Raw genomic sequence first — 24,842 nt, forward strand, 5'->3', positions numbered from 1 at the left:
GACGGCGCACAGCGGGGATAGGCTGGGATCGGAGGAGCTGTGAATCGTCGTATCGTTGCCACCGTCGCGTTCGTCACCGTGGGATATGTCGTCGTTCTCGCGTTGTGGATGCACCTGTTCCTGCCGATCTCCGAACCCGGCACCGAGGGCTTCCAGGTGGTCTTCCTCGTCTGCCTGTACGGCACCGTGCTCGGTCTGTCGATGGCGCTCGCGGGTCGCCGCTCGAAGGTCATGCGCCGTATCGAACGCGAAGGGTACGAGGGATGGGCGACCATCCGTTCCGCGACACCGCTCGATCTGACCTCGACCGGTCAGCTGACCCGGCTCGATCTCGAGCTCACGGTGCCCGGCTCGGAGTCCTATCGCGGCACGGTCGTCTACGAGGTCGACCGTCGCAACCTGCAGCGCTACGCGCCCGGGGAGGTCGTGAGCATCTGGGTGGACCCGCTCGACCGCGACCGGATCGTCCTCTATCCCTGACTGTTCCGGCTCGTGAGAGCAAGGAGCCCTTCTACGAGTAACAGCTGGGCCACGGTGTAGGTGGCGAGCACGAACCCTTCCGCTGCCGCGCGCATCTTCTCGTCCTTCAGGAGGGTGCGGCGCACCACGATCGATCCATCGGACAGCGTGAAGATCAGGCCGCCGAGACCGAGCCGACTGCGCCTGTCGGCACCCGGCACGGCCAGCCCTGCGCGCACTCGCGCACCGGGTGCGAGGGCGGGGTCTCCGGCAAGGATCGCAGTGGTGGCGAGCAGGGCGCCGTATCCGGTCAGCGGCGCGGCCACCGAGGGGTTGCGGGCGGCGAGCAGACCGGCCGCACCGGCCAGGGCACCGGCACGCTGCACCGCGACCGGCTTCGACACCCGCGCACCGCGCCGGACGAGGATGCTCGAGTAGGCGGTCTGCATGACACCGAAACAGGCTGCACCGCTCAGGATCCGGCGGTCCTCATCGGAGCGGATCATGGCGATGTCACCGAGGGTGGCGGCTGCGAGACCTGCGACAAGCAGGGCGGTGTCGGCGCGATCGGTGTCGCGGGAGCGGCGCAGCACCCGCACGGCGAGCGCGGGTGCGATGAGCGGTTTGGCGATCTGCTGCAACTTCTCGTTCCCCGACACTCCCCCGACGACGGTGGCGGCCGACGCCGCCGCGAACACCGCGTGCTCGACGCCCCACCTCTTGCGACTGAACCAACCCATGCGCGCACAGTACCCGGCTGCATCGATCGTCCCGCAAGCTTCAGCAGCGGCGCGCACCGCCGGACGCCGTGGCGCGCAGGAAGGTCGGCGCCGGCAGATCGCGCTGCACAGCGGCGTCGGCGACGGCCTTCCGCACCGAGTCCACGCGGTCGTCCTCGCACAGCGCGATCGCCGACCCGCCGAAACCGCCGCCCACCATCCGTGCGCCGAGTGCACCGGCAGCGACGGCCGCGTCGACTGCGGTGTCGAGTTCGAGGCAGCTGACCTCGAAGTCGTCGCGCAACGAGCGGTGCGACGCATCGAGCAATGGTCCGAGATCCCGGATCCGCCCTGCCCGCAGCAACTCCGCAGCCTTCTGAACGCGGGCGATCTCGTCGATCACGTGCCGGGCGCGGCGACGTAGGACGGGATCGTCGATCAGGTCCGCCGACGAGGCGTCGCGCAAGCTCTGCACGCCGAGGAACCGGGTGGCGTCCTCGACCTCACGGCGACGCTGTCCGTACTGTCCGTCGGCGAGCTCGTGTCCGGTCCCGGTGTCGACGACCAGCACGGTCAGTCCGCGGGCTTCCGCGTCGAACGGGATGTGTTCGCTGCTGCCATCGGCGAAGTCGAGGAGCAGCGCGTGGCCCGGACGTGCGTGGAGGGCGATCCGCTGGTCGAGCCCACCGGTGGGGGCACCGGCGTAATCGTTCTCCGCGCGCACGCACGCCGCGGCGAGTCGATCACGGCCGTCGTCGCCGAGGGGCAGCCCGCACAGGTCGGCGAGCGCCACCGCGACCGACGTCTCGAGCGCCGCGGACGACGAGAGTCCCGCTCCGACGGGCACGTCCGACGCGACCGCGATGTCCGCACCGGTCAATCCCGGCGGGTCGAGCGTCCAGATCACGCCGGCGACGTAGGCGGCCCAGCCGTCGACGTGCCGGTCGCGCAGATCCAGGTCGACGCCGTCGAAACCGGAACTGCGCACGCGCAGTACATGATCGGAGCGCCGACGCACCGCGACGACGGTGATCTGCGGGATCGCCATCGGCAGACACAGACCCCCGGCGTAGTCGACGTGCTCGCCGATGAGATTGACGCGCCCGGGGGCGCACCAGCAGCCCTCGGGTTCGGTGCCGAACTCGGTCGCGAACAGTGCGCGGGCGGTCTCTGCGAGCGTCATGGCGCCACCTCACGCAGGCGTTCGGCGATCCGTTCGGGGGTGGTGTCGCTGATCCACGCGCCCATCGCGGATTCGGACCCTGCGAGATATTTCAGCTTGTCCGGGGCCCGCCGCAACGAGAAGATCTGGCAGAACAGCCGCATGTCCCCGCGAGGTGCACCGACCGGCGCCTGGTGCCAGGCAGCGATGTAGGGGGCGCGGTCGACGCCGGGGAAGAACCGGTCGACGCGGCCGAGAAGGTCGCGCTGGACGGCGGCGAGTTCGTCGCGTTCGTGTTCGTCGAGGGCGGCGAGATCCGGGATGTCGCGGTGCGGGACGAGGTGCACCTCGACGGGCCAGCGTGCCGCGGCGGGGACATAGGCCGACCACGCGTCGCCGGAGACCACCAGTCGGGTGCCCGCGCGTCGTTCGGCGTCGAGGATGGCGCCCTGCAGCGACCTGCCGGTCCGCTGCCGATACTCACGGGCGCGGTCGAGCAGGGCGCGTGAGCGCGGTGGGACGAACGGGTAGGCGTAGATCTGCCCGTGTGGATGTTGCAGTGTCACACCGATTTCCACGCCGCGATTCTCGAAGCAGAAGACCTGCTCGACATCCGGCTGCTTCGACAGCGCGGCGGTGCGGGCGGCGAGCGCATCGATGACGGTGCGCGCCCGCGGCACGGAGAGGTCGGCGAATCGGGCGTCGTGGTCGGGGGTGAACGCGACGACCTCGCAGCGGCCGGTCGCCGGTCGTCGCGGCCACAGACCTTCGTCGTCGACGAGATCCTCACCGGCCGACGGCGCCCGGAGCGACGGAAAACGGTTCTCGAACACGACGACGTCGTAGTCGTCGGCCGGGATCTCGGTACACACGTCCGCCCTGCTCGGGCACAGCGGGCAGTCGACGGCCGACGGCAGGAAGGTGCGGTCCATGCGGTGGGCCGCGAAGGTGACCCACTCCCCCGTCAGCGGGTCGCGGCGCATCTCGGAGGTCGCCGCGACCGGCGGCAGGTCGCGGCGGTCGTGGAGGTCGCGGGTCGCGGCACCGGAGACGAACGGCTCGGTGTCGTCGAAATAGATCAGTTCCCGGCCGTCCGCGAGATGCGTGACGGTCTGCCGGACCCGCGCCCCCACGCGGCTACTTGTCGTCCAGACCCAGGTCGGCGAGGCCGAGCAGGGAACGGTACTCGACGCCCTCGGCGGCGATGACCTCGTCGGCGCCGGTCGCGCGGTCGACGACGGTCGCGACACCCACGACGATCGCGCCGGCATCGCGCAGCGCCTTGACGGCGGTGAGCGGCGAGTTGCCGGTGGTGGTGGTGTCCTCGACGACGAGCACGCGCTTGCCGGTGACGTCCGGTCCCTCGATCTGCCGCTGCATGCCGTGGGCCTTGGCGGCCTTGCGGACGACGAAGGCGTCGATGGGCCGGCCGGGGGCGTGCATGACGGCGAGGGCGACGGGGTCGGCACCCATGGTCAGGCCTCCGACGGCGTCGAAGTCCCAGTCGGAGACGAGTTCGCGCAGGAGCGTGCCGATGAGCGGGCCGGCCTTGTGGTGCAAGGTCGCGCGGCGCAGGTCGACGTAGTAGTCGGCTTCCTTACCGGACGACAGGGTCACGCGGCCGTGTACCACCGCCAGCTCGCGTACCAGTGCTGCCAGTTCGTCGCGGTCACTCATTGCGTCCTCACCCGTCGTTCGGCGGCGCGACGCCGGTGCGGTCGCGCTCGTGTCGGGGAACGAGCCTAGTCGCTGCGGGTCGCAGGTCAGGCAGCGACGGTGTCGGAGGTCGCCTCGGACTCCGACCGGACGTCGTTCTCGACAACCTCCGCATCGACGGTCTCGTGCCTGCGGGCCGGCTCGGATGCGGCGACGGGCGCGGGCGCCTCGAACAGCACGACAGGTCCGACGGCCGCGAGCTTCGCGAACAGCGAGGTGGGGAATCCGCCGACCGCGGTGTTCAGTGCGCCACCGAGGTCGTTGTGTACGCGGACGGCTCCGGCGATGCGCTGCTCGCGGGTCTGCAGTTCCCGGGCGACCCGGATGAACGGCCAGTGGTTGACCCCTCCGAGTCCACCGATCAGCTCGTGGAGCGTCGCCGACAGCGCGTTCTCCGCACCGGCGCGTTCGGTGAGACCCAGGCGCTGGTCGCGCACACCGATAGCGAGCGAGCGGGCGCCGACGACGGGCCGGATGCGCTCACGTTCTACACCGGCGCCGGCCGACGCCGCGATGAGCGCGGGCACGAGATCGTAGCGGTCGTCGAGTTCGTGGAGGAGCAGGCGCAGACTCTCCCGGTGGCGTTGCTGCAACGTCCGAAGACGGCGCACGCCTGCGCGCAACCACAGCACCACCGCAACCACGACAGCAACACAGAGCACCACAGCCACAGACGTCACGCGCAGAAATGTACCGAGCGCACGAATCGCGTCGAAGACTGCACCCGGCGTGTCCTGCGCGGTGTATCCGTACCGTGATCTGGCAACGCCCGCCGTCAGTTCGTCCGTGGCGATCGGGTGCTGTCGCGGCCGCAGCCGATCAGGTGCGGCCGCGACCGTTGCCGAAGGTGTTGGTCAGCTTCCGCACGAGGTTCTGCGGCACCAGTCGTCCCGCCGTGGCGAGCACCTTGTACTGCAGCCCCGGAATGCTGCGGACCTTGCCCTTGTCGAGGTCGGCGAGCGAAGTGCGCACCACCTCGTCGACGTCGAGCCACATCAGGTTCGGTGTGGACGACATGTCGATCCCGGCACGCTGATGGAACTCGGTACGCACGAAGCCGGGGCACAGTGCCTGCACCCGCACGCCCGTGCCGGCGAGGCCACCGGCCAGCCCTTCGGTGAACGACACGACATAGGCCTTGCTGCCGGAGTAGGTGGAACCGCGACCGGGCAGCAGACCGGCCACGCTCGCGACGTTGACGATGTCGCCCCTGCCCGCCTCGATCATCGACGGGAGCGCGGCGCGGGTGAACGCGACGACCGAGGTGACGTTGACGTCGAGCTGCGCCTGCAGCAGGCCCGGATCGGCGGTCCAGAACTCGCCGGTCGTGCCGAAGCCGGCGTTGTTGACGAGCATCTCGACACCCCGACCGAGGCGTTCGACGACGAGATCGCGACCGTCGACGGCCGCCAGATCGGCGACGATGATCTCCGATGCCGCCCCGAACTTCTGCTTCAGCTCGGCGGCGAGTTCGTCGAGGGCGGGACGGGTGCGGGCGACGAGCACGAGGTCGTAACCGCGACTCGCGAGGGTGCGGGCGAAACCCGCACCGATTCCCGAGGTGGGTCCGGTCACGAGCGCGACGGGGCGGACGGAAGTCATGGCCGCCACACTAACGACACGCGACGCGCGCGACCACCTCCCGAGGATCTACCTCAGTGACAATTCTCGGCGTTCCGCCTCAGTGACAATCCTCGGCGTCCCGCCTCAGTGACAATCCTCGGCGTCCCGCCTCAGTGACGGGCGGAGGGCCGACCCGGATCCTGCGAACCCCGGTCCAGTTCCTCGGGTTCCACGACGGGCGGCAGCACGTGGAGGATGCCCGACAAACGCGCGACGGTCTCGATGGCCGAGTCCCATTCGCGTCCGGAGCTGCCGACGGGGATCGAGCCGAGCGTCCACTCGCCTTCGCTCCACAGCATCTGTACGTGGTCGGGGATGGACTCGGTGAACGCGACCATCCGCTGGTCGCACACGCGTCGCGCGATCTCGAGGTCGGTGGCGAAGACGATGCGCGGGCCGATCGAACCGAGCAGGTTCATGTCGGGGTCCTTCGGCGGCGGCGTCGACTTGAGCCGCAGATCGATGTCGACGTCGGAGCCGACCTTGCGCCGGACCGCGATGATCGTCGCGGTCTCCTCGATGTCGAACAGGACGAACTCCTCGCCGCGGCGAACCCCACGGACGATGTCGATCGCGCCGAGATATTCCTGCTTGGCGAGCGCCGCGCGGTGCCAGGTGGACGGCAGGTGGTCCTCGGCGGAGGTGTACTTGTAGCCCTGCGCTTTGGCCCAGATCTCCCGGATACGACCCGACTGTTCTCGCCGCGTCCGGTCGACGTAGAGCAGCGCGACCGCACCCAGCAGTGCGACCGCGGCCAGAGAGAACCACATGGCAGTCATCGTCGAGTCAGCCTAGCGGGTCAGCGGCCCGAACCACCGAAGGATGGGAGGGACGCGCTGACGACGGTCTCGGCGGTCATCCGTCCCTGCTCGACGGCACTGCCGGTCGCCACGGCGGTCGCTCCGACCTCGAGGCTGTCGGCGGTGTCGCCGGTCAGGGTGATGATCTCGGTGTCGGGGGTGAGGAGGACGGTGACCGTCGAACCACCGATGACGCCGAGGGTGATGCTGCCGCCGTCGTTAGCGGTGATCGTGCCCACGACCGCGCCCGCGTCGCCCATGACCTCGCCGAGTCCGCCGGGGATCCGGTCGAGCGGCAGTCCCGGTGTGGTCGGTTCGGGTGCCGGCGGGAGAGTCGCCGTCGGCGGGGGCGCGACGGTGGCCGGGGCGCGATCCGACGCGACCCGCGAGGTGGAGTCGTCGGGCCGGCTGAGCAGGAACCCGATGGTGCCGCCGAGCGCGATGAGGACCACCGCGGCGAGCGTGATCAGTCCCCAGCGCGGGCCGCGCGGCTTCCCGGCATCCGTGCCGGGCGCCGGACCCGTGGGTGGCTGCCCGGGGATTCCGTGCCCCCGCGTTCCTGGTCCCGGGTTCATCGCCGTCTGCGGGTTACCGGGGTCGTATCCGGGGAGCACCTGTGTGGGCTGATAGCCGTGCGGGGGCGGGTAGCCCGGCTGAGGCGGATACGGCTGTTGCGACGGAGAACCCTGTTGCGACGGAGGACCCTGCGGGGAGGGATAGGCCTGGGTGGGCTGGTACTCGCTCCCCTGCGCGCCCCACTGCTCGTAGCGGGTGTACGCGACCGTCGGGTTGGTGACCGGCCGCCCGTACGCCTCGGTCGCGTCGTCGGTGTGCAGCACGCGGGTCGCGTCGGGGTCCGTCCCGTTCGACGACTCGTCGAGTGCGTAGGCCCGTTCCTGCGGGGTGCGCGGATCCTGGGGATTCTTCATAGCGCCTTCCAGAGTAGGCGCGCGCGGCCCCGGCGGCTCCTGCCACCGAGGCCGCGCACGGGCGCCGTCAGGCGCTGATCACGAGGTGGTCGCCGTCCTCGCTGACGCCCACGTGGACGGTGTCTCCGTCCTTGATCTCACCGGCGAGCAGCTTCTTGGCGAGCTGGTCGCCGACCGCCTGCTGTATCAGGCGGCGCAACGGACGTGCACCGTACTGCGGGTCGTAGCCGCGCACCGCCAGCCAGAACCGCGCGGTGTTCGAGACGTCCAGTGTCAGTCGCCGCGCCGACATGCGGTCGGCGAACTGGTCGAGCTGGATGTCGACGATCTTCTCGAGCTGCTCCTCCGAGAGCGGGTCGAAGATCACGACGTCGTCGAGCCGGTTGATGAACTCCGGCTTGAACGCCGCCCGCACCGCCGCCATGATGTGCTCCCGATCGCCACCCGCACCGAGGTTCGATGTGAGGATCAGGATGGTGTTGCGGAAGTCGACCGTGCGGCCCTGGCCGTCGGTGAGACGACCGTCGTCGAGCACCTGCAGCAGCGTGTCGAAGACGTCCGGGTGTGCCTTCTCGACCTCGTCGAACAGCACCACCGTGTAGGGGCGACGCCGCACGGCCTCGGTCAGCTGACCGCCGGCCTCATAGCCGACGTAGCCCGGAGGCGCACCGACGAGGCGTGCCACCGAGTGCTTCTCGCTGTACTCGGACATGTCGATCCGCACCATGGCGCGTTCGTCGTCGAACAGGAAGTCGGCGAGCGCCTTCGCCAGCTCCGTCTTGCCGACACCGGTCGGGCCGAGGAACAGGAAGGACCCCGTCGGACGGTTCGGGTCGGCGACACCGGCACGTGCACGACGCACCGCGTCGGAGACGGCCTGCACCGCGACGTCCTGGCCGACGACCCGCTTGCGCAGTTCGTCCTCCATCCGCAGCAGCTTGGAGGTCTCGCCCTCGAGCATGCGGCCGGCGGGGATGCCGGTCCATGCCGCGACGACGTCGGCGACGTCGTCCGGGCCGACCTCCTCCTTGAGCATCAGGTCGCCACCGGCGGTGGTACCCGACGCGGCGGCGGCCGCCTCGAGCTTCTTCTCCAGCTCGGGGATGCGGCCGTAGCGCAGCTCGGCGGCCTTGCCGAGGTCGCCGTCGCGTTCGGCGCGTTCTTCCTCACCGCGCAGGGATTCGAGCTGTTCCTTGATCTCCCGCACGGAGTCGATCGCGGTCTTCTCGTTCTGCCAGCGCGTGGTGAGCTGGTTGAGCTTCTCCCGCTCGTCGGCGAGTTCGGCGCGCAGCTTCTCGAGGCGTTCCTTCGAGGCCTCGTCGCTCTCCTTCTGCAACGCCATCTCCTCGATCTCGAGGCGACGGACGACGCGTTCGACGGTGTCGATCTCCTCGGGACGCGAGTCGATCTCCATCCGCAGGCGCGAGGCTGCCTCGTCGACGAGGTCGATCGCCTTGTCGGGTAGGAAGCGCGAGGTGATGTACCGGTCGGACAGCGTCGCCGCCGCGACGAGCGCGGAGTCGGTGATGCGCACGCCGTGGTGCACCTCGTAGCGCTCCTTGAGGCCGCGCAGGATGCCGACGGTGTCCTCGACACTCGGCTCCCCCACCAGGACCTGCTGGAAACGACGTTCGAGGGCCGCGTCCTTCTCGATGTACTTGCGGTACTCGTCGAGGGTCGTGGCACCGACCAGCCGCAGCTCACCGCGGGCGAGCATCGGCTTGATCATGTTGCCGGCGTCCATCGCCGACTCGCCGGTCGCGCCGGCGCCGACGATGGTGTGGAGCTCGTCGATGAAGGTGATGATCTGCCCGGCCGATTCCTTGATCTCGTCGAGCACGGCCTTGAGGCGTTCCTCGAACTCGCCGCGGTACTTCGCGCCCGCGACCATCGAGCCGAGGTCGAGCGAGATGACGGTCTTGCCGCGCAGCGACTCGGGCACGTCCCCGGCGACGATGCGCTGGGCGAGGCCCTCGACGATGGCGGTCTTACCGACGCCTGGCTCACCGATGAGGACCGGGTTGTTCTTGGTCCTGCGGGAGAGCACCTGGACGACACGGCGGATCTCGTTGTCGCGACCGATGACCGGGTCGAGCTTGCCTTCACGCGCCCGCGCCGTCAGATCGGTGGAGTACTTCTCCAGGGCCTGATAGCTGGCCTCGGGATCGGCGGAGGTCACGCGGCGGTTGCCGCGGACGGTCGTGAAGGCGTCGCGCAGGGCGGCCGGCGTTGCGCCGTGCCCGGCGAGGAGCTTCGCGACATCGGAGTCACCACCGGCGAGGCCGACGAGGACGTGCTCGGTGGAGACGAATTCGTCGGTGAGTTCGGTGGCGAGTTTCTGTGCCGCGGTCATAGCCGCGATCGCCTCACGCCCGAGCTGCGGTGTGGTGGTCGCCCCGCTGGTCTGCGGAAGACGACGGACGAGGTCCTCGGCTTCCCTGCGCACCGCGGCCGGGTCGACGCCCACCGCTTCGAGCAGCGGGCCGGCGACGCCGTCGGTCTGGTCGAGCAGTGCCACGAGCAGGTGTGCCGGACGGATCTCCGGGTTGCCCGCAGCGGACGCCGACTGAAGTGCAGCGGTGAGTGCGGCCTGGGTCTTGGTCGTCGGATTGAACGAGTCCACTGCGCGCCCCTTTCTTTCTCGGTGCACCCCACGCGCAGGCGAGTGCCCCATGTCGATTCTGCAGCCGATTCCCTGCCTCGGGCAGGTCTCGGTGATGTCGAATTCTTCAACGGATCATAAGTTGAGTTTGTTCCACTCAACTTTCCTGAGTGTAGTGATTCTGCTCACAAACCGCTCGCAGGTTGTGACGGACCCGGCGGTCAGTGGCCGGGCGCCCTGCAACCGACTACAGTGGCGGCGTTCGCGCAGCACGGATACAGGGAGGGTGGCGTGGAGGCTTTCGCCATCGCCCGGGTTCAGCTCAGCTTCGCGTCGATCATCGCCACCCCCACCGGAGCCGAACGGTTCGCGACGGCGTTCTACAACGCCATGTGGAGCGAGTCCACCGGCATCCGCTCACTGTTCCCCGCCGGCATGGAGTCGATGCGACAGCGGTTCGCGACCGCGGTCGGCTGGGTCGTCGCCCGCCTCCACGAACCGGGCACCGTCGACAGGTTCCTCGCCCAGCTCGCGCGCGACCACCGTAAGTACGGGGTCGAGCCGCTGCACTACCGCGTCGCGGGCAACGCACTGCTCGCCGCGGTCCGCGAATGCACTCCCCTGATCCTGTGGACGGCCGCGCTCGAACGCACCTGGGCCGAGGTCGTCGACGGAGTCGTCGAGACGATGGCGACCGCCGCGGCCACCGACGACCTGCCTGCCTCGTGGGGGGCCACCGTCGTCGGCCACGAACGCGTGCTCCCCGATCTGGCCATCATCCGGCTCGAGGCCGACAGCTCGATCCCCTACTACGCGGGCCAGTACATGAGCGTGCAGATCCCGCAGCGCCCGCACATGTGGCGGTACCTGTCGGCAGCGATCCCGCCGAATCCGTACGGGCAGATCGAATTCCACGTTCGACGGGTCTCCACCGGATGGGTGAGCCCCGCGCTCGTCGGCGAGACCGCGGTCGGCGACCGGTGGACGATCGGCCCACCGCTCGGTGGCCTGCACGTCGACCGCGAGAGCGGCCGGGACGTGCTGATGATCGCGTCCGGCACCGGTCTCGCACCCATGCGCGCCCAGATCATGGAGATGGCGATGCGCGGCGACAACCCGCGCGTCCACCTGTTCTACGGGGGCAAGTATCCGTGCGATCTGTACGACCTCGAGACCCTGTGGCAGATCGCCACGACCAACCCGTGGCTGACCATCGTGCCGGTGCTCGAGGAGAAGGAGAACCCTTGGTGGCACCCGGTTCCCGCGAAGGAACCGCCCACCGGTCTCAACCGGCCGATGTACGGCAAGCTCGGTAAGGTCGCCGGGCAGTTCGGCACGTGGGCCGACCGTCAGATCCAGATCGCCGGGTCGCCGTCGATGATCCGCACGACGCTGTACGCGCTGTCGGCGGCAGGCACCCCGCGTCAGAACATCAGCTTCGACCCGCTCTGATCTGCTTGCGCAGCTTCCGTGCTGCGAGAACGTTCCGCGTCAGCGAGATCGGGTTCGGTGGCACCCATCCCGCCTGCTTTGCCATTCCGAGGTCGTCGCGCACGGCCCAATGCTCGACGATCTTGCCGTCGGCCACCCGCATCCAATGGGCCTGACGCACCGCGAAACTCTTTCCCGTCGGCGCGAACACCTGATCGACGCGGCCCTGCTCGTCGTAGGTGGCGAAGGGTCCTTCGTGTCGCGCCGACATGACGGTGTCGAGGACGACGAGATCGTCCTGTTCCACGACGTTCTTCACCTCGAACTTCAGATCTGCGAAGGCGTCACGCAACCACAGTGCAGTCGCGAAGAAACCGTCGGGTCCGTGGACTCTGGTGGGAGGCGGTTCACTCTTTGCTTCGCGATTGACCGCGTCCGCGGACAGCACCTCGCCGAAAACGCTGCGATCACCGTCGGCCATCATCATCAGAGCCCGCACGGCGAGAGATTTCTTCTCCTCGGATCCGAGTTCCGGGGTGGACGCCGGAGTGGAATGTTCGATCTTCACGGCACTTCTCCTGCCTGTGAAACGAGACGATCGACCCCCGGTTCGAGTATGAACCGGCCGGTCCAGAAGTCAACGCCGCAGGAGAAGGGAACGGTGGTTACATCCGCTGCGCCGCGACCGCCCGCGCGAACTCCGGATGCGCCTGCGAGATGACGAGTTCCGAACCGTCCTCGGCCACGGACATTCCCAGAGAGGCCCGCTTCGGCTCGAGCACCCGCAAGGCGACGTAGATCGGGAGGAACGACAGACCGAAGACACCGAGCAGCGCCAGACCGTAGATCTCGGGAGCGCCCTGCACGAGCGCGAACACCAGCGCGAGGAAGATGACGCCGAGGACCGTGCAGGTCGCGGCGGCGGCGATCTGCCAGCGCGTGCGGACGGCGACGCAGCGAGCACACACGGGCCAGTCCACCGCGGCGACCTGCACCGTGTAGGCGGCCTCGAGCGCCGAACCGAACCGGTTCGATCCCTGGCGGGGCTCCGATGCGTCGGCCGCGACCGTCACCCGGACACGTCCGGTCTCGGGCTCTCCGTGGCGCGGGCAGATCGGGGGGATGGGATCGATCGGTCGCATCGAACCGTCTCCGAGCGTGCTCGTCGCTCCCGAGCCCGGATATTCGACTGCCAACCGCACCTCGACCCGCTGGACGTCCCCGTTCACCATGCGAGGGAGTATGTCAGGCCGCCCTCCCCGGTGAAAGCCGAGGATCTATCGGCCGCGTCGCCTCTCCGTCTCGGCCACGAAGTTCGGGTGGGCGTACGCGACAACGAGCGCCGACCCGTCGATCGGAGCCTCGAAACCCCACCAGCCCTGACGCATCTGTCTGACGAAGATCGCCGGGGTCGGAACGAGGAAGGTTCCGAACACGAGCAGCGACCACAGGGCCATGTGCTCGCGGGCCCAGCCGAGGGCCGCCATCTGCACCGCGACGAGCAGGCAGACCAGTCCGCCCAGCATGCACAGCCACATCGCCCACCGTGTCAGCCGATCGATCCGGATGCACCGCGCACACATCGGTACATCGAACGCGATCACGTGTGGCTTGTGCTGCGCACGTGCACGCCACGTACTGGCCTTCGCCGCAGCTTCGGTACCGATGATGCGGATCTGCGCGCGACTGTGCCGGATCTTGCGATAGGTGGTGACCCAGGTGTGCACGCGCTCGACCTCCGGCACCCCGTGCACAGGACACACGGGTGGAAGCTCATCCTTCACCGTCAGCTGGACGGGTCGGCCCCCCAGTCGTGTCGGTATCGCATCGTCACGGTCCTGTGTCTCGAAACGCACATGCGCTAGACCATTTTTCGTGTTCCCCCCGGTTGTCACGTCGTGCACTGTAGCGGGCGTCGCAAACGCCGTTGCGATGGCCTACACTCTCGTCCGATCACGACTGGGGGGATGTCTTGACACGATCGAATCTGTATGTGGACCCGGACGACCTGCGCGCTGCAACACATGATCTGCGCGATCTGGCCGACCAGGCGGATGGTGCACGCCGTTACGCCGATCGGTGGCTGACGCCTCCTGAGACCGGGGGACTGATCTACTTCGATGTCGTCGAACGGGTGCACACGGCCCGTGCCCGGCTGACGGCTCTCTACGACGAGCTGGGTGTGGCGATCGACCGAGCGGCGACGGCGATGACCGAATCCGCACGGACATACGAGGACACCGAACTGGGCACTTCGGCACAGTTCGAGCGCACCGGTCCGGACATCGGCTGGTGAGCGCTCGTCCGGACGATGCGCTCGTCGAACCCACCGCGTCCGATCCCATACCGGACCTGCTCGAACGCACCCTGGGGATGTACTACCTCTCCCCGAGCTTCTACGTCGCCGAACTCTGCAAGTTCGTGGTGGGCACGGATCCGTGGGTGTACGCGGCCCAGCACTGCGGTGGCGACTGGGAGTCGGTGCTGCGCACGAGCGATGGCGTGAACAGGCTGGCCACCTTCCACCGTGCGTACGCGACGGCCGTAGACGACGTCCACGGCACGGTTGCCCCGTGGGACGGATCGGCGGGCGGGGCCGCCGGTCGTTATCTCACCGATCTGCAGAACGCCCTCGACGAACAGGCCCGGGCCGTTCACGGGATCTCTGAGCAATTGGAGAAGATCGCCGTGTCGATGTACGAACTGAACCAAGCATTCGCCGAAATCCTCTCGGTCATAACCGATGCAGCCATCAGGGTTCTGATCAGGATCGCGGCGACGAGTATCGCCGCCGCAACCGGTGTCGGAGTTCTGGGCTCGGCGGCCATTGCAGTGTCCTCCGTAGTGGACCTGGTGATCATCAGCGACCAGTGGAGGAAGGCGATCGACGTCCACACCACAGTGTGGACGTCCATCCAGGGCCTCATCGGTGTGCTCACCGGAAATCTCGCGAAGATCGAGAACATCGAGATCCCCGGCCTCCCCGCAGTCTAGGCACCACGGTGCCGCACAGGAATCGAGAAGACATGGACGAACCCGAGATCGTCGTCGACGTCGCGCGCGGCGATACCACCCTGTCCCGCGAGATCGTCACGTCATTGCGGTCGATCGCCGATGCCACGGGCGACCCGGCCTTCGCGAAGCTCGTCGAGCAGGTGACGTCGGGTGAGCTGGGGGTGCGGGAACTCGCCGGTACAGAAGTGTTCTCGTCGATGCTCGACCGTCTGGTCGCCCCGGTCTTCGAGTCGCTGAAGGAGACGACCTTCGAGGACCTCGTCGAGGAGCGTCCCGACCCTCACATGTAACGCGGATCACACTCCTCGCGATGATCCATCATCAGCCACACACAGAGGAACGGACATGAGCAGGATTCACGTGTGGCTCGCGATGATCGTCGTCATCGCGGGGATCGGGCTGACGGGCCCGACCGCGTCGGCCGCAACGCCCTATTGCGGCATCCACTGGGGTTCGCTGGACAAGGTGAACCCGACGATGGTCGCCTCACCGTTCACCGCCGTGCGGGCAGGACGGCACGAGTGCTTCGACCGGATCGTCGTCGATCTCGCCGGGCCGGCCGCGGGTTACCGTGTCGGCTACGTCCCCGCCGTCCACGAGGACGGATCGGGGTTCGAGGTCCCGCTGCGCGGAGGCGCCTACCTCCAGGTGGTCGTCCTCGCGCCCGCCTACTACGTACCGGCGAACCGGCGCGAGGTCGTCGACGTGAGCGGATACCGCACCCTGCGACAGGTGGCGTGGGCCAACAGTTTCGAAGGCCAGACCACCCTCGGTGTCGGGGTACGGGCCCGGCTGCCGTTCCGGGTGTTCACCCTCGACGGTCCCGGTAGCGGTTCACGGGTGGTGCTGGACGTCGCGCACCAGTGGTGAGGCAGGACAGCGGCATTCCGAATCCACGAGTCCTGGTGACAAACAGCCGGCCCCGGCAACCACGACCGGTTGCCGGGACCGACCGCCACGCGAACGAGGTCAGCGATAGGACGCCCGCAGGGTCTTCTTGTCGAGCTTGCCCAGCGGCGTCAACGGCAGAGCGTCGAGGAAGTCGACCGATTTGGGGGCGTGCACCGAACCCTTTGCGGCACGCACTTTCTCGATCAGTTCCTCGACCGGCACCGACTGACCGTCGCGCAGCACGACACACGCCTTGACGGCCTCGCCCCACTTGGTATCCGGCACACCGACGACGGCCACGGACGCGACCGCCGGGTGCGACGAGATGACGTCCTCGATCTCGCGGGGGAAGACGTTGAAGCCGCCGGTGACGATCATGTCCTTCTTGCGGTCGACGATCGTCATGAAGCCGTTCTTGTCGGCGCGCGCGACGTCGCCGGTGTGCAGCCATCCGCCGCGCAGCGCCTCGGCGGTCTCCTCCGGCTTGTTCAGATAGCCCTTCATCACGAGCGGGCCGCGCACACAGATCTCGCCGAGTTCGCCCTGCGGCACCTCGTTCAGGTCGTCGTCGAGCAGGCGGACGTCGAGCCACGGCACGGGGCGGCCGCACGACGCGAGGCGGCTCGGATCGTCGGGGAGGTGTTCTTCCTTGCGCAGCACCGAGATGGTCATGCCACATTCGGACTGGCCGTAGAACTGGAAGAAGACCGGGCCGAGCCGCTCGATCCCTTCGCGCAGGCGGGACGGCGACATCGCCGACGCACCGTAGAACAGGGTCTCGAGGCTCGACAGGTCGCGGCTGTCGAAATCGGGATGGTCGAGCAGCATGTAGATCATCGTCGGCACGAGCATGGTCGCGTTGATGCGATGCTTCTCGATCGCTTCGAGCACGAGCGCAGGATCGAAGTGCGGCAGCACGTAGAGGCATCCGCCGCGCAGGAGCGTGGGGACGAAGAACGCCGCACCGGCGTGCGAGAGCGGGGTGCACACGAGGAAGCGCGGCTGCTCGGGCCACTGCCACTCGGCCATCTGGATCTGGTTCAGGGCCGCGCCCGAACGGAACGAGCCCATCACGCCCTTCGGCTTCCCGGTGGTGCCGCCGGTGTAGACGATGGAGGAGGTGTCCTCGATGTCGACGGGCGCGGACACGAGGCGCTGCTCGGTGAACTCCTCGGACAGGGCGAGAATGTCGGTGCCCACCGAGGACGGACCGAGGGAGAACAGGTTCTTCAGGGTCGGCACCTGCTCGCGCAGCTCCGCGGCGCGTTCCTCGAAGTGGCGGGGATCGAAGATCAGGGTCTCGATCTCGGCGTCGGTCGAGATGTACAGGTGGTCGGAGAGCGAGCCCATCGGGTTCAGGGCCGTGGTGCGGCAGCCGGCGACCATCGTGGAGCCCATCGAGAGGAGCACCTCGGGCCGGTTCTTGGACAGCATCGCGACCGCCGATCCCTGGCCGACCCCGACGGACGCGAGCGCCTGCTGGAACCGGCTGATGGCGGCGCGCATCTCGGCTCCGGTGAGGACGACGTCACCGAGGTGCAGGGCGGGCCGGTCGGCGCTACGGTCGAGCGCGGTGATGAGGAGATCGGGCGTGAATGCGGGGCGGTAGAGGTCGGCGTACTCCTCGGGCATGGTCGTCCTTCCGGTGTGCTGTGACGGTCCGTTGTGTGACGTCACCGGTTGGCGTTCTCCGCTGTGGTGACCATCACCTGCCGTTCGTCACGATAACCGCCCGAGACCGAAAACTGAAACACGTTCCACTCTGCCTTTTCGGCGACTTCTCGCCTAGAGTCTTGGGCACGTCACAGCACACCACCGGGGGATCACGCATGCAGTCGGCCACGCCGTCACCGAGCGAGACCGAAACGGCAGTCACCGCAACCGTCGTCGAACATCATCGGCTCCGGCACGACCTCGCCGTCGTGCGTCTCGAATGCGACGACGCGATCGTCGATTTCCGCCCCGGGCAGTACGTCGACGTGGCCGTGCCGCAGCGTCCCACGCTGCCGCGTCGCCTCTCCCCCGCGCTGCCACCGTCGCTGGACGGCAAGCTCGAGTTCCACGTGCGCACGGTCCCGGGTGGCTGGGTGAGCGGCGTGATCGTCGCCGACACTCAACCGGGCGACGTGTGGCAGATCGGCGCCGCCCGCGGCGGCGACCTCCACATCGACGACACCGGCCGCATCGTCATCATGGTGGCCGGCGGCACGGGCCTCGCGCCGCTGCGGTCGCTGATCCTCGACACGGCGCGTCACCCGGATCCGCCCCGCACCTTCCTGTTCACGGGCGCCCGCAACCCGCGCGACCTGTACGCCGCCGACATGCTCATGCTCCTGTCCGAGGCGCTGCCGTGGCTGACGGTGGTGCCGGTCGTGGAGACCCTCGAGATCCCCGACATCCCCGACCCCTGGTTCGATCGCATCGCCCCGCGCATCGACGAGTTCGGACCCGACCCCGACGAACTGCTCGAGGGCAGCGTCGACGAGGTCGTCACGTCCTACGGTGCGTTCGGCGACCACCAGGTGCTCGTGTGTGGCCCGGCGGCCATGGTGCGCACCACCGCTCAGCGGCTGATCGAGACCGGCACCCCGGTCGAGAACATCCGCTACGACCCGTACTGAGTGCGCCCGACGTCCGGCCGGCTCTCTAGCGATCGGCTGCGACGGTCACCCAGGCACGAGCGACGACGGATCCGGAAGGATCCGTGCCGATGAGCGCGACGTCCTCGACATCCTCGTGATCGGTGCGGTAACGCTGCAACACGGTCACCGACCAGGTCTGTGATCCGGGACCCGCGGAATGTCCGTAGAACCGCATCCGGAGCCGCCGCACATCGGCGAGGTCGAACCGTTCGACAACCGAATGCAGCAGTTCGTCGGCGAGCGGGACGGGCGCACCGTGCTCACCGACCGGACGCGCCGATCCGGACACGTAGACCTCGGCGACCAACCGCCCGATCTCATCGACGTATCCGAGTGTCCGGTCGAGCCGACCGGACGCCTCGTCGCGGTTGTCGCGGGACCGGCAGGCCAGCGCGTCGGTGGTGGGTGGCGCGAAGAACACGATGTCCACTTCGTCCACCGGGCCGTCTTCGAGGCGGGGCCCGGCTCCCCAGAGGGACAGCACGGTCGGGAGGGAACGGACGTCCCCGTTCGTGATCGTCACATGCCCTCCCTACCTTTCGGATCGTCCACTCAGGCGACCGGTGCGTCCGACGATGCTGCGTCGCGTGCCGCGATGTACCCGAAGACCAGGCCCTGCCCGATGGTGGCACCGGCACCGGGATAGCGGTGGCCGAACGCGTTGGCCGCGGTGTTGCCGATGGCGTAGAGACCGGCGATGGGGCTGCCGTCCTCGCGGAGGACCCGCGCCCGCTCGTCGGCGCGCACGCCACCGCACGTGCCGAGATCGCTCAGCGTCATCTTCACCGCGTAGAGCGGGCCGTGCGTGAGGGGTCGCAGGTTCGGGTTCGGCTGGACGGTCGGGTCACCGTAGTAGCGGTCGTAGGCACTGCCGCCACGTCCGAACTCGGAATCCGTTCCCGCCGCGGCGTCCTCGTTGAACCTTCCGAACGTCGCGGCGAAGGTGTCCACCGGCACGCCCATCGACGCCGCGAGTTCCGCAGCGGTGGTGCCGCGGTGGGCGATGCCCGCCTCGTACCAGGCCTCCGGGAGCGGCCGGCGCGGGAACACCCCGGCCGCGAACACGTAGCTGTTGCGGTACTTCTGGTCGAAGACGATCCACATCGACTCGATCGGATCGCCGGCACGCTCGCGTTCGAGCACCAGCTGTCCGAACGACATGTAGTCGGACGACTCGTTCGTGAACCGGCGTCCCGTCTGGTCGACGATGAACGAGCCGGGCAGCGAACGCTCGGCGAGCATGACCATCGGAGGCTTGCCCGGACGGGTCGGCGCGACGGCGGGGAACCACCATGCCTGATCCATGAGGGCGAGATCGGCACCGACCTCCTGGGCCGCCTTGATCGCGTCGCCGGTGTTGGTCTCCGCCCCGAGGCTCTCGTGGTCGAGCAGACGCTCGGACTGGAACTTGCGCCGCATCTCCATGTCGTGGTCGAACCCACCCGCGGCAAGCACCACCCCGCGACGAGCGGTCACCGTCACCTCACGTCCGTTCTGCGCTACGACGGCACCGGTGACACGATCCCCGTCGGTGAGCAGACGCACCAGCGACGTCTCGGTCCACACCGGCACACCGGCCTTCAGCACACCTGCGAACAGGCCGGCGGCGATCGCTTGCCCACCGGCGACGTATTCACGCTTGACGGCGAGACCGGCGACCCCCTGTGCGAGCCGCTTGAAGATACGCGGAAAACCCTTGTGCGGCACGCGCAACATGAGGTTCATCCACTTGTAGTCGGCACCGGTGGTGGGCATCGGCAGGCTCGCCTCCATGAGGCCGGGACGCAGTCGACCCCGCTCCTCACCGAGGACCGACAGGTCCATGGGCAGGCACTCGCAGCTGCGGCCGACCGCCGAACCACCCGCCAGTTCGGGGTGATAGTCGGAGTAGCCCTCAGCCCAGAACAGCTTCATGGGGGTGGTGCGCTGGAGCATCTCGACGGTTGCGACACCGTTGTCGACGAAGGCCTCGCCCCGCTCGACCTGCGCCGTGCCGTCGACGACCGTCCGCACGTAGGTGTGGCCGCGCTCGACGGTGTCGCCGCTTCCCGCCGCGGTGAGTACCGGATTGGCCGGCACCCAGAACGCACCGCCGGAACGGGCGGTCGATCCGCCGACGTAGGTCGACTTCTCCACGAGGAGGGCGGACAGTCCCGCCTCGTGCGCGGTGAGAGCGGCGGCCATGCCGGTACCGGACCCGATCACGAGCAGGTCCACTGTGGTGTCGCGAGCTGTGGTCACGGCCGGTACAGGGGTCTTGGCCATCGGCTGTCTCCTTCACATCGTTGTCTGCGGGGACGGTAAGGCAGTTCCCGGGGTCGTATCGTGCGTGATCCCGATCACCGGGAGAACTCGAGGTCAGGTGATCGGTTTTCCGGAAATGTCCGGATCATCTCCGCCGCGCGAAGACCTCGGCGAGGTAGTCGACGATCTGACCGAACAGTTCCTTCGCGGCGGGGAGCACGGTCGTCATGGTCGCGAAACCGTGCATCATGCCCTCGTACCGTCGCAGGTCGACCGGCACACCGGCCTCCTGCATACGTCGCGCGTACTCTTCGGTGCCGTCGCGGGTGGGATCGATCTCGGTGGTGACCACGAGGGCCGGCGGCAGACCACCGAGGTCCGGAGCGAGGCCCGGAGACGCCTGCCGAGAAGTCCGGTCGGCGGGGTCCGGCACGTACATGCCCCAGAACCAGTAACAGTCCTCGGGAGACAGAAGCGCCGTGGCGTGCTCCGGATTGGTCACTTCCATCACCGCTGTGCCGTAGAGCGAGATCTGCGCGACGGGAAGCGGAAGCCCCTCGTCCCGGAGTTGATGAGACAACGCGAAGGTCAGCGCGCCACCGGCGCTCTCGCCTGCGATGACCACTCGTGTCGCGTCGACGGATCGAAGTTCATCGGGTGCAGACGCGATCCATTCCCATACCGCCCGGCAATCGTCGAGTGCGGCAGGGCACGGATGCTCCGGGGCGAGGCGATAGTCCACCGAGACGATGACGGCCTGCGATGCGATGCTCAGCGTTCGCAGATACTCCTCGTTCTGATCGAGATTCCCGACGGCGAAGCCCCCACTGTGCATCCATTGCACCACCGGCAACCCGGGAGCGTCCGACGGTCGATAGATGCGCACCGGGACGCCACCACCGGCCGAGGGCACGACGATGTCCTGTCGATGATGAATTGGTGTCGTTGCCGGAATCGCGTGGGCAGCGAGAGCTGCACGCAGATCTTCCACAGGCGTCTCGTTCATGGGTTTCACCATGCGTGCTGCAGATGCATCCACCACTCGCTGTGCTTCCGGAGAGAGCGGCATGTGTTCTCGTTTCGTCGACGTCTCGTACGGGCTGGACGATTCCGAGCGCGGCGGCAGACGTTCCGATCAGAGAACTCGCGTGGAAATCTCTGCGAAGTGATCGGCGAATCTCACCGACTCCCGGGTGTCGAGGACGACGTGGACGGCACTGAATACCGGTCCCGCTTCTGTGGCGCGGATGCTGCCGCGCATGATGCCACTCGATACATTGAACGGCCTACCGTCGACGATCTTGGTGACGAAGATATAGGACGAGAACTCGACCTCTCCGTCCGCGACACCGGTGACGAACACATTGGTGCCGTTGTGGCGCAGCGGATAAGGGCTGTTGCGCCGGTGGTCGTCCTTCCACGCCATCACGTCGCCGGCTCCGCGCACGTCGACGCGGATGAAATCCTCGTAGTCGGTGGTACCTGTGTCACTCGCGCAGGTGAAGGCGATGTCGTCGGCCATCAAGGCCCGCAACTCGACGGGATTCCATTCATCGTAGTGGAACCACCAGGCTGCGACGAGGGCGCTGACGGTTCCCGGAGCGAGGGTCGATTCGTTCATGATTTTCTCCTGCGGTGATCGAGACCGATAGTCGAAGAATCCGGGGGTGTGATCGACGCGCAGACGCGTCAGGGTCCTGTACGCGATCAGCCACACACCGTCGACCCTGCGGTATGTCTCGTGATAATGGCCGTATCCGTGCAGGTGTTCCTCAGTCGAACCGTTGCGCCACCACAACTTGTCTTCCATCGCCCAGACACCGGTCGCCGTCGTATCCGAGGTCAATGTGATCTCCGGTGTATGCCCGTGGTGCACGCTGGTCACCGGGACGGGTCCGTCGAGAACACCTTCGATCGCGCGCCTCAATGCATCCCGTCCGACCACGGCCGGCCGCCGCGCCGACTCGTCGCCGACCGCAGCACCGAAGGTCTCACTCACGACATCTTCGGTATGCACACTGCCGTACAGGTCCCACTGTTTGGTGTCCATGATGCGCAACCGCGCGGCGAAGACATTCTCGATCTCCCGGATCGCAAGCGCGCGCTCCGCCGGGTCGAGGGTGATTTCTCGTACCGATTCGGTCGTGCTCGCGCCTCCGCCACTCATCGGTCGGCCGCCGAGGAGGGGACGGTCTCGGGGTAGACCTGCGCGAACCAGGCGCGCTGGGTGGCGTCGAACGTGCCCAGTTCCATTGCACGTCGCCCCCAGGCCTTTATCAGGTCGAGGAAACTCGTCACGTCGTAGATGTCCTCTTGCCTGGAGAACCTGCCGTATCCGGCGTAGGTCAAGATGCTGACATGGGGCGCTCCCCACACCGAGCCATCACCGGGATCGCTCATCACGTTGTCGAGCTTGGCCACGATCGTGCCGTTGGTTTCGTCGATCACATGGAAGTGCTCGGGGAAGGAAACGGTGTGCGAGCCGGGAAATTGGGCGAGACTCGGCTCGGCCCATTTCCAGATACCGTCTCTCCCTTCGAGTACGCCCGCCATCTGCTCGTGGTAGACGACATCCTCGGTGAACAGTTCGAGGAAATCCCGCCAGCTTCCCTCCCCCGAACCCGCACGATTCACCGTGGCGTGCCAGTTCTGATATGCGTTCTCGAGTTCTTCTCTGCTCCAGCTGTTTTCGCTCATGTCTCACCCTACGGCCCGGAATGCCCACCGCCCTACGAAACGTCCCATCACGTGGGAATCGGACACGAAGCTCCCGTCATGCACCGTGCTCGACGGTGATACCCATGCGTGTGAGCATGGCGTGAGGATCGGCTGGTGCCGCAAGATCGAGAAGCTGCTGTCCGCGTCGATGCATCGCAGCGATGCACAGGTCGTCGTCGGAGTGAATCCAGAAGTCGCCGCGCGCGATCTGTTCGATCATGTGCTCAGCGGCGAGGAGCGGATCGAGCCCCTTCTCGACGTTGTCGCGTTGCATGGCAGCGAACACCGCATTCGCCGTCGGATTGCCCGTGGGCGCCTCTCGCTGGGCCGCCAGGAAAATCTCGCTCCGGATGGAATGCGGGATAACGGCACTCACCTGGATCGGGGCACCGACGATGGCCAGGTCTTGGTGCAGACACTCCGTCATCGCCAGTACTGCGTGCTTGCTCACGATGTACGGGGATTGCACCGCAACGGCATTCAGTCCACCCACCGATGACAGGTTGGCGATGCACGAGGGACTCCCCGCTGCGATCATCCGCGGGACGAAGGATCGAAGACAGTAGAAGACCCCGTCGACGTTGATCTGCATCAGGCGCCGCCACCGCTCGCGGTCGATCTCCCACAACAGGCCGGCCGACTCGATGCCGGCATTGTTCACCAGGAGCTCGACGCTGCCGTGGCGACCGAAGATCTCACTCGCCATCGCGTCGACGGCGTCGGGGTCGGCGACGTCGACGGCACAGGCTTCCGCCGTGCCCCCTGCAGCGACGATCTCGTCGGCGACCTTCGCCGCTCGATCGCCGTCGATGTCCGAGACGACGACTGTCATTCCCAGTGACGAGAGATGCCGTGCCAGACCTTCACCGATACCGGCGGCCGCACCGGTCACCACCGCAACGCCTCGGGAGAAACGTTCCCGCGCACTGCTCGACTGCATTGTCATGCCCTCAGTCCGTCCTCGGCGATGTTGGGATTGCACCAGGCAGGCGGCTCGCGGCGAGGCAATTCGTCCTTGCCGTCGAGACTTTTCACCGCAATCCCCTGGGACCACGGGAAGTGCAGACTGAAGCTCACCAGACCGGTACGTTCGGCCGCAGGAAGGGTGCACATCTCGAGAACTGTCTGCGCCAGGTACTCCGGCGGCTCGGTTTCGTAGCCTTCGGGCAGGAGCGTGGCGGCACCCGGGGTCATGATTGCCGTGGACGGCCCGACAGCATTGACGGCGATGTTGTCGTCGACGAGTTCCGCGGCGAGGCCTTGCGTGAATCGGTGCAGGGCAGCTTTCGCCGATGCATAGATCACGTCACCAGAGGTCTTGTTGTACTCGCGGAACGGGCGGATCGGGCTCATGCCGGTGGACGAGCCGATGTTGACGATCCACCCGGAACCGGACTTGCGCATGTGAGGGATGGCGGCCTGCGAGAGGAGGAAGGGAACCTTCAGGTAGTGCTCCAGAGTCCTGTCGAACGTCTCTTCGCTCATCTTCTCGATCGAGGAGTAATCGGCGAACCCCGCATTGTTGACCAGGATATCGAGGCCGCCGACGGCGTCCGCCGCTGCGTCGATCAGTCCCGCGCGCTGGTCGCGGTCCTCGAGATCGGCCGCGATCGGAACAGCGCGACCGCCGGCCTGTTCGATCAGTTTCACCGTCTCTTCCAGGGTGCCTTCGAGCACATGCTCCTGTCCGTCCCGAACCGATCGGGAGGGGGACATGGAACGAGCGGTGACCACTACGGTGGCACCTTCGGATGCGAGACGCTGAGCGATCGCCCGGCCGATACCCCGGCTGCTCCCTGTCACGAGAGCCGTACGTCCGGTCAGTCGTTGTGTCATATCGGTTCCTGCTGCCTGTTCGTCTGTGTGCTCGGACTTCTCGTCGAACCACTCC

26 protein-coding genes and 1 pseudogene are annotated in these 24,842 nt (G+C 67.6%); 7 read left to right on the plus strand and 20 right to left on the minus strand.

Annotated features, from left to right (window positions below; translation table 11 throughout):
* The first annotated feature begins 39 nt into the window (after positions 1 to 39).
* Positions 40 to 480, plus strand: a complete 441-nt coding sequence (locus BO226_RS15800; protein WP_019291044.1) for a hypothetical protein — start codon at positions 40 to 42, stop codon at positions 478 to 480.
* On the opposite strand, the gene BO226_RS15805 is transcribed toward BO226_RS15800, so the two are convergent.
* The 9 genes from BO226_RS15805 to clpB all read right to left on the minus strand — a co-directional run bounded on the left by BO226_RS15805 (position 471) and on the right by clpB (position 10,031).
* Positions 471 to 1,199, minus strand: coding sequence for a lysoplasmalogenase family protein (locus tag BO226_RS15805; RefSeq protein ID WP_071935624.1), 729 nt, complete (start codon positions 1,197 to 1,199; stop codon positions 471 to 473). The two genes, BO226_RS15800 and BO226_RS15805, sit on opposite strands and share 10 nt — an antisense overlap.
* 40 nt (positions 1,200 to 1,239) lie before the next feature.
* Positions 1,240 to 2,361 (minus strand): galactokinase, encoded by a 1,122-nt coding sequence (gene galK, locus BO226_RS15810; RefSeq protein ID WP_071935625.1) that lies wholly within the window; start codon positions 2,359 to 2,361, stop codon positions 1,240 to 1,242.
* A complete protein-coding gene (gene galT / locus BO226_RS15815) occupies positions 2,358 to 3,473 on the minus strand; it encodes a galactose-1-phosphate uridylyltransferase (protein ID WP_071935626.1) in 1,116 nt (371 codons plus the stop codon). Before galT ends, galK begins: the two co-directional genes overlap by 4 nt.
* A gap of 4 nt (positions 3,474 to 3,477) precedes the next feature.
* The gene (gene pyrE, locus BO226_RS15820; protein WP_006552999.1) at positions 3,478 to 4,017 is read right to left on the minus strand and encodes an orotate phosphoribosyltransferase; all 540 of its coding nucleotides are present in this window, start codon (positions 4,015 to 4,017) and stop codon (positions 3,478 to 3,480) included.
* 86 nt (positions 4,018 to 4,103) lie between these two features.
* Positions 4,104 to 4,691 carry a LemA family protein gene (locus tag BO226_RS15825; protein WP_019291040.1) on the minus strand — a complete coding sequence of 196 codons (588 nt, stop codon included), beginning with the start codon at positions 4,689 to 4,691 and terminating at the stop codon, positions 4,104 to 4,106.
* Between the two features lie 184 nt (positions 4,692 to 4,875).
* Complete coding sequence (locus tag BO226_RS15830) at positions 4,876 to 5,658, minus strand: SDR family NAD(P)-dependent oxidoreductase (RefSeq protein WP_019291039.1); 783 nt, start codon at positions 5,656 to 5,658, stop codon at positions 4,876 to 4,878.
* 131 nt (positions 5,659 to 5,789) lie between these two features.
* Complete coding sequence (locus tag BO226_RS15835; RefSeq protein WP_006553002.1) at positions 5,790 to 6,449, minus strand: hypothetical protein; 660 nt, start codon at positions 6,447 to 6,449, stop codon at positions 5,790 to 5,792.
* 29 nt (positions 6,450 to 6,478) lie between these two features.
* Positions 6,479 to 7,408: a hypothetical protein gene (locus BO226_RS15840; protein WP_071935628.1), complete on the minus strand. Its 930-nt coding sequence runs from the start codon at positions 7,406 to 7,408 to the stop codon at positions 6,479 to 6,481.
* 67 nt (positions 7,409 to 7,475) lie between these two features.
* Positions 7,476 to 10,031 carry an ATP-dependent chaperone ClpB gene (gene clpB / locus BO226_RS15845; protein ID WP_071935629.1) on the minus strand — a complete coding sequence of 852 codons (2,556 nt, stop codon included), beginning with the start codon at positions 10,029 to 10,031 and terminating at the stop codon, positions 7,476 to 7,478.
* Positions 10,032 to 10,301: 270 nt separating this feature from the next.
* Between clpB and BO226_RS15850 the strand changes: the two genes are divergently transcribed.
* Entirely contained in the window at positions 10,302 to 11,462 is a 1,161-nt protein-coding gene (locus BO226_RS15850) for an FAD-binding oxidoreductase (RefSeq protein ID WP_024101900.1), read from the plus strand.
* Here the strand turns inward: BO226_RS15850 and BO226_RS15855 are convergent.
* From BO226_RS15855 to BO226_RS15865, 3 genes are all read right to left on the minus strand, one after another.
* Positions 11,443 to 12,009, minus strand: coding sequence for an ester cyclase (locus tag BO226_RS15855; RefSeq protein WP_071935630.1), 567 nt, complete (start codon positions 12,007 to 12,009; stop codon positions 11,443 to 11,445). The two genes, BO226_RS15850 and BO226_RS15855, sit on opposite strands and share 20 nt — an antisense overlap.
* Before the next feature lie 97 nt (positions 12,010 to 12,106).
* Positions 12,107 to 12,673: a hypothetical protein gene (locus BO226_RS15860; RefSeq protein WP_019291034.1), complete on the minus strand. Its 567-nt coding sequence runs from the start codon at positions 12,671 to 12,673 to the stop codon at positions 12,107 to 12,109.
* 45 nt (positions 12,674 to 12,718) lie between these two features.
* Positions 12,719 to 13,168, minus strand: coding sequence for a hypothetical protein (locus BO226_RS15865; RefSeq protein WP_232237967.1), 450 nt, complete (start codon positions 13,166 to 13,168; stop codon positions 12,719 to 12,721).
* Between the two features lie 245 nt (positions 13,169 to 13,413).
* On the opposite strand from BO226_RS15865, the gene BO226_RS15870 reads away from it, so the two are divergent.
* The 4 genes from BO226_RS15870 to BO226_RS15885 are packed head-to-tail and all read left to right on the plus strand — an operon-like array spanning position 13,414 to position 15,326.
* Entirely contained in the window at positions 13,414 to 13,737 is a 324-nt protein-coding gene (locus tag BO226_RS15870) for a hypothetical protein (RefSeq protein ID WP_228044657.1), read from the plus strand.
* Complete coding sequence (locus BO226_RS15875; RefSeq protein WP_071935632.1) at positions 13,734 to 14,435, plus strand: hypothetical protein; 702 nt, start codon at positions 13,734 to 13,736, stop codon at positions 14,433 to 14,435. Before BO226_RS15870 ends, BO226_RS15875 begins: the two co-directional genes overlap by 4 nt.
* Before the next feature lie 32 nt (positions 14,436 to 14,467).
* Positions 14,468 to 14,746 carry a hypothetical protein gene (locus BO226_RS15880; protein ID WP_071935633.1) on the plus strand — a complete coding sequence of 93 codons (279 nt, stop codon included), beginning with the start codon at positions 14,468 to 14,470 and terminating at the stop codon, positions 14,744 to 14,746.
* Positions 14,747 to 14,801: 55 nt separating this feature from the next.
* Positions 14,802 to 15,326 (plus strand): AMIN-like domain-containing (lipo)protein, encoded by a 525-nt coding sequence (locus BO226_RS15885; protein ID WP_026061274.1) that lies wholly within the window; start codon positions 14,802 to 14,804, stop codon positions 15,324 to 15,326.
* A gap of 99 nt (positions 15,327 to 15,425) precedes the next feature.
* Here BO226_RS15885 and BO226_RS15890 read toward each other — a convergent pair whose 3' ends face one another.
* Positions 15,426 to 16,979 carry an AMP-binding protein gene (locus BO226_RS15890; RefSeq protein WP_071935634.1) on the minus strand — a complete coding sequence of 518 codons (1,554 nt, stop codon included), beginning with the start codon at positions 16,977 to 16,979 and terminating at the stop codon, positions 15,426 to 15,428.
* 197 nt (positions 16,980 to 17,176) lie between these two features.
* On the opposite strand from BO226_RS15890, the gene BO226_RS15895 reads away from it, so the two are divergent.
* Positions 17,177 to 17,968 (plus strand): FAD-binding oxidoreductase, encoded by a 792-nt coding sequence (locus BO226_RS15895; RefSeq protein WP_071935635.1) that lies wholly within the window; start codon positions 17,177 to 17,179, stop codon positions 17,966 to 17,968.
* Between the two features lie 25 nt (positions 17,969 to 17,993).
* Here the strand turns inward: BO226_RS15895 and BO226_RS15900 are convergent, their stop codons facing one another.
* From BO226_RS15900 to BO226_RS15935, 7 genes and pseudogenes are all read right to left on the minus strand, one after another.
* Positions 17,994 to 18,512 (minus strand): hypothetical protein, encoded by a 519-nt coding sequence (locus BO226_RS15900; protein ID WP_071935636.1) that lies wholly within the window; start codon positions 18,510 to 18,512, stop codon positions 17,994 to 17,996.
* A gap of 29 nt (positions 18,513 to 18,541) precedes the next feature.
* A complete protein-coding gene (locus tag BO226_RS15905) occupies positions 18,542 to 20,254 on the minus strand; it encodes a 3-ketosteroid-delta-1-dehydrogenase (protein ID WP_071935637.1) in 1,713 nt (570 codons plus the stop codon).
* A 124-nt stretch (positions 20,255 to 20,378) separates the two neighbouring features.
* Positions 20,379 to 21,239, minus strand: coding sequence for an alpha/beta hydrolase (locus BO226_RS15910; protein ID WP_232237968.1), 861 nt, complete (start codon positions 21,237 to 21,239; stop codon positions 20,379 to 20,381).
* Positions 21,240 to 21,872: 633 nt separating this feature from the next.
* Positions 21,873 to 22,400: pseudogene (locus BO226_RS27095) on the minus strand (nuclear transport factor 2 family protein); the annotation flags it as partial.
* A complete protein-coding gene (locus BO226_RS15925) occupies positions 22,397 to 22,930 on the minus strand; it encodes a nuclear transport factor 2 family protein (protein WP_071935639.1) in 534 nt (177 codons plus the stop codon). The gene BO226_RS15925 and the pseudogene BO226_RS27095, both read right to left, overlap by 4 nt.
* 76 nt (positions 22,931 to 23,006) lie before the next feature.
* A complete protein-coding gene (locus BO226_RS15930) occupies positions 23,007 to 23,897 on the minus strand; it encodes an SDR family NAD(P)-dependent oxidoreductase (RefSeq protein WP_071935640.1) in 891 nt (296 codons plus the stop codon).
* On the minus strand, positions 23,894 to 24,787 hold the full coding sequence (locus BO226_RS15935) for an SDR family NAD(P)-dependent oxidoreductase (protein ID WP_071935641.1): 894 nt from the start codon (positions 24,785 to 24,787) through the stop codon (positions 23,894 to 23,896). The genes BO226_RS15930 and BO226_RS15935 overlap by 4 nt, the downstream gene beginning before the upstream one ends.
* Between the last annotated feature and the right edge of the window lie 55 nt (positions 24,788 to 24,842).

Origin of the sequence: Rhodococcus sp. 2G (assembly GCF_001886355.1) — a bacterium.
In the GTDB taxonomy this organism is placed as follows: domain Bacteria; phylum Actinomycetota; class Actinomycetes; order Mycobacteriales; family Mycobacteriaceae; genus Rhodococcus; species Rhodococcus pyridinivorans.

What these genes read in the sequence shown, in the direction of transcription:
- BO226_RS15805 (WP_071935624.1), bottom strand. Translation starts at nt 1,199, where the DNA reads ATGGGTTGGTTCAGTCGCAAGAGGTGGGGCGTCGAGCACGCGGTGTTC.
- BO226_RS15890 (WP_071935634.1), bottom strand. Translation starts at nt 16,979, where the DNA reads ATGCCCGAGGAGTACGCCGACCTCTACCGCCCCGCATTCACGCCCGAT.
- BO226_RS15830 (WP_019291039.1), bottom strand. Translation starts at nt 5,658, where the DNA reads ATGACTTCCGTCCGCCCCGTCGCGCTCGTGACCGGACCCACCTCGGGA.
- BO226_RS15885 (WP_026061274.1), top strand. Translation starts at nt 14,802, where the DNA reads ATGAGCAGGATTCACGTGTGGCTCGCGATGATCGTCGTCATCGCGGGG.
- pyrE (WP_006552999.1), bottom strand. Translation starts at nt 4,017, where the DNA reads ATGAGTGACCGCGACGAACTGGCAGCACTGGTACGCGAGCTGGCGGTG.
- BO226_RS15860 (WP_019291034.1), bottom strand. Translation starts at nt 12,673, where the DNA reads ATGGTGAACGGGGACGTCCAGCGGGTCGAGGTGCGGTTGGCAGTCGAA.
- BO226_RS15880 (WP_071935633.1), top strand. Translation starts at nt 14,468, where the DNA reads ATGGACGAACCCGAGATCGTCGTCGACGTCGCGCGCGGCGATACCACC.
- galK (WP_071935625.1), bottom strand. Translation starts at nt 2,361, where the DNA reads ATGACGCTCGCAGAGACCGCCCGCGCACTGTTCGCGACCGAGTTCGGC.
- BO226_RS15935 (WP_071935641.1), bottom strand. Translation starts at nt 24,787, where the DNA reads ATGACACAACGACTGACCGGACGTACGGCTCTCGTGACAGGGAGCAGC.
- BO226_RS15905 (WP_071935637.1), bottom strand. Translation starts at nt 20,254, where the DNA reads ATGGCCAAGACCCCTGTACCGGCCGTGACCACAGCTCGCGACACCACA.
- BO226_RS15835 (WP_006553002.1), bottom strand. Translation starts at nt 6,449, where the DNA reads ATGTGGTTCTCTCTGGCCGCGGTCGCACTGCTGGGTGCGGTCGCGCTG.
- BO226_RS15910 (WP_232237968.1), bottom strand. Translation starts at nt 21,239, where the DNA reads ATGAACGAGACGCCTGTGGAAGATCTGCGTGCAGCTCTCGCTGCCCAC.
- BO226_RS15840 (WP_071935628.1), bottom strand. Translation starts at nt 7,408, where the DNA reads ATGAAGAATCCCCAGGATCCGCGCACCCCGCAGGAACGGGCCTACGCA.
- BO226_RS15925 (WP_071935639.1), bottom strand. Translation starts at nt 22,930, where the DNA reads ATGAGCGAAAACAGCTGGAGCAGAGAAGAACTCGAGAACGCATATCAG.
- BO226_RS15895 (WP_071935635.1), top strand. Translation starts at nt 17,177, where the DNA reads ATGCAGTCGGCCACGCCGTCACCGAGCGAGACCGAAACGGCAGTCACC.
- BO226_RS15930 (WP_071935640.1), bottom strand. Translation starts at nt 23,897, where the DNA reads ATGACAATGCAGTCGAGCAGTGCGCGGGAACGTTTCTCCCGAGGCGTT.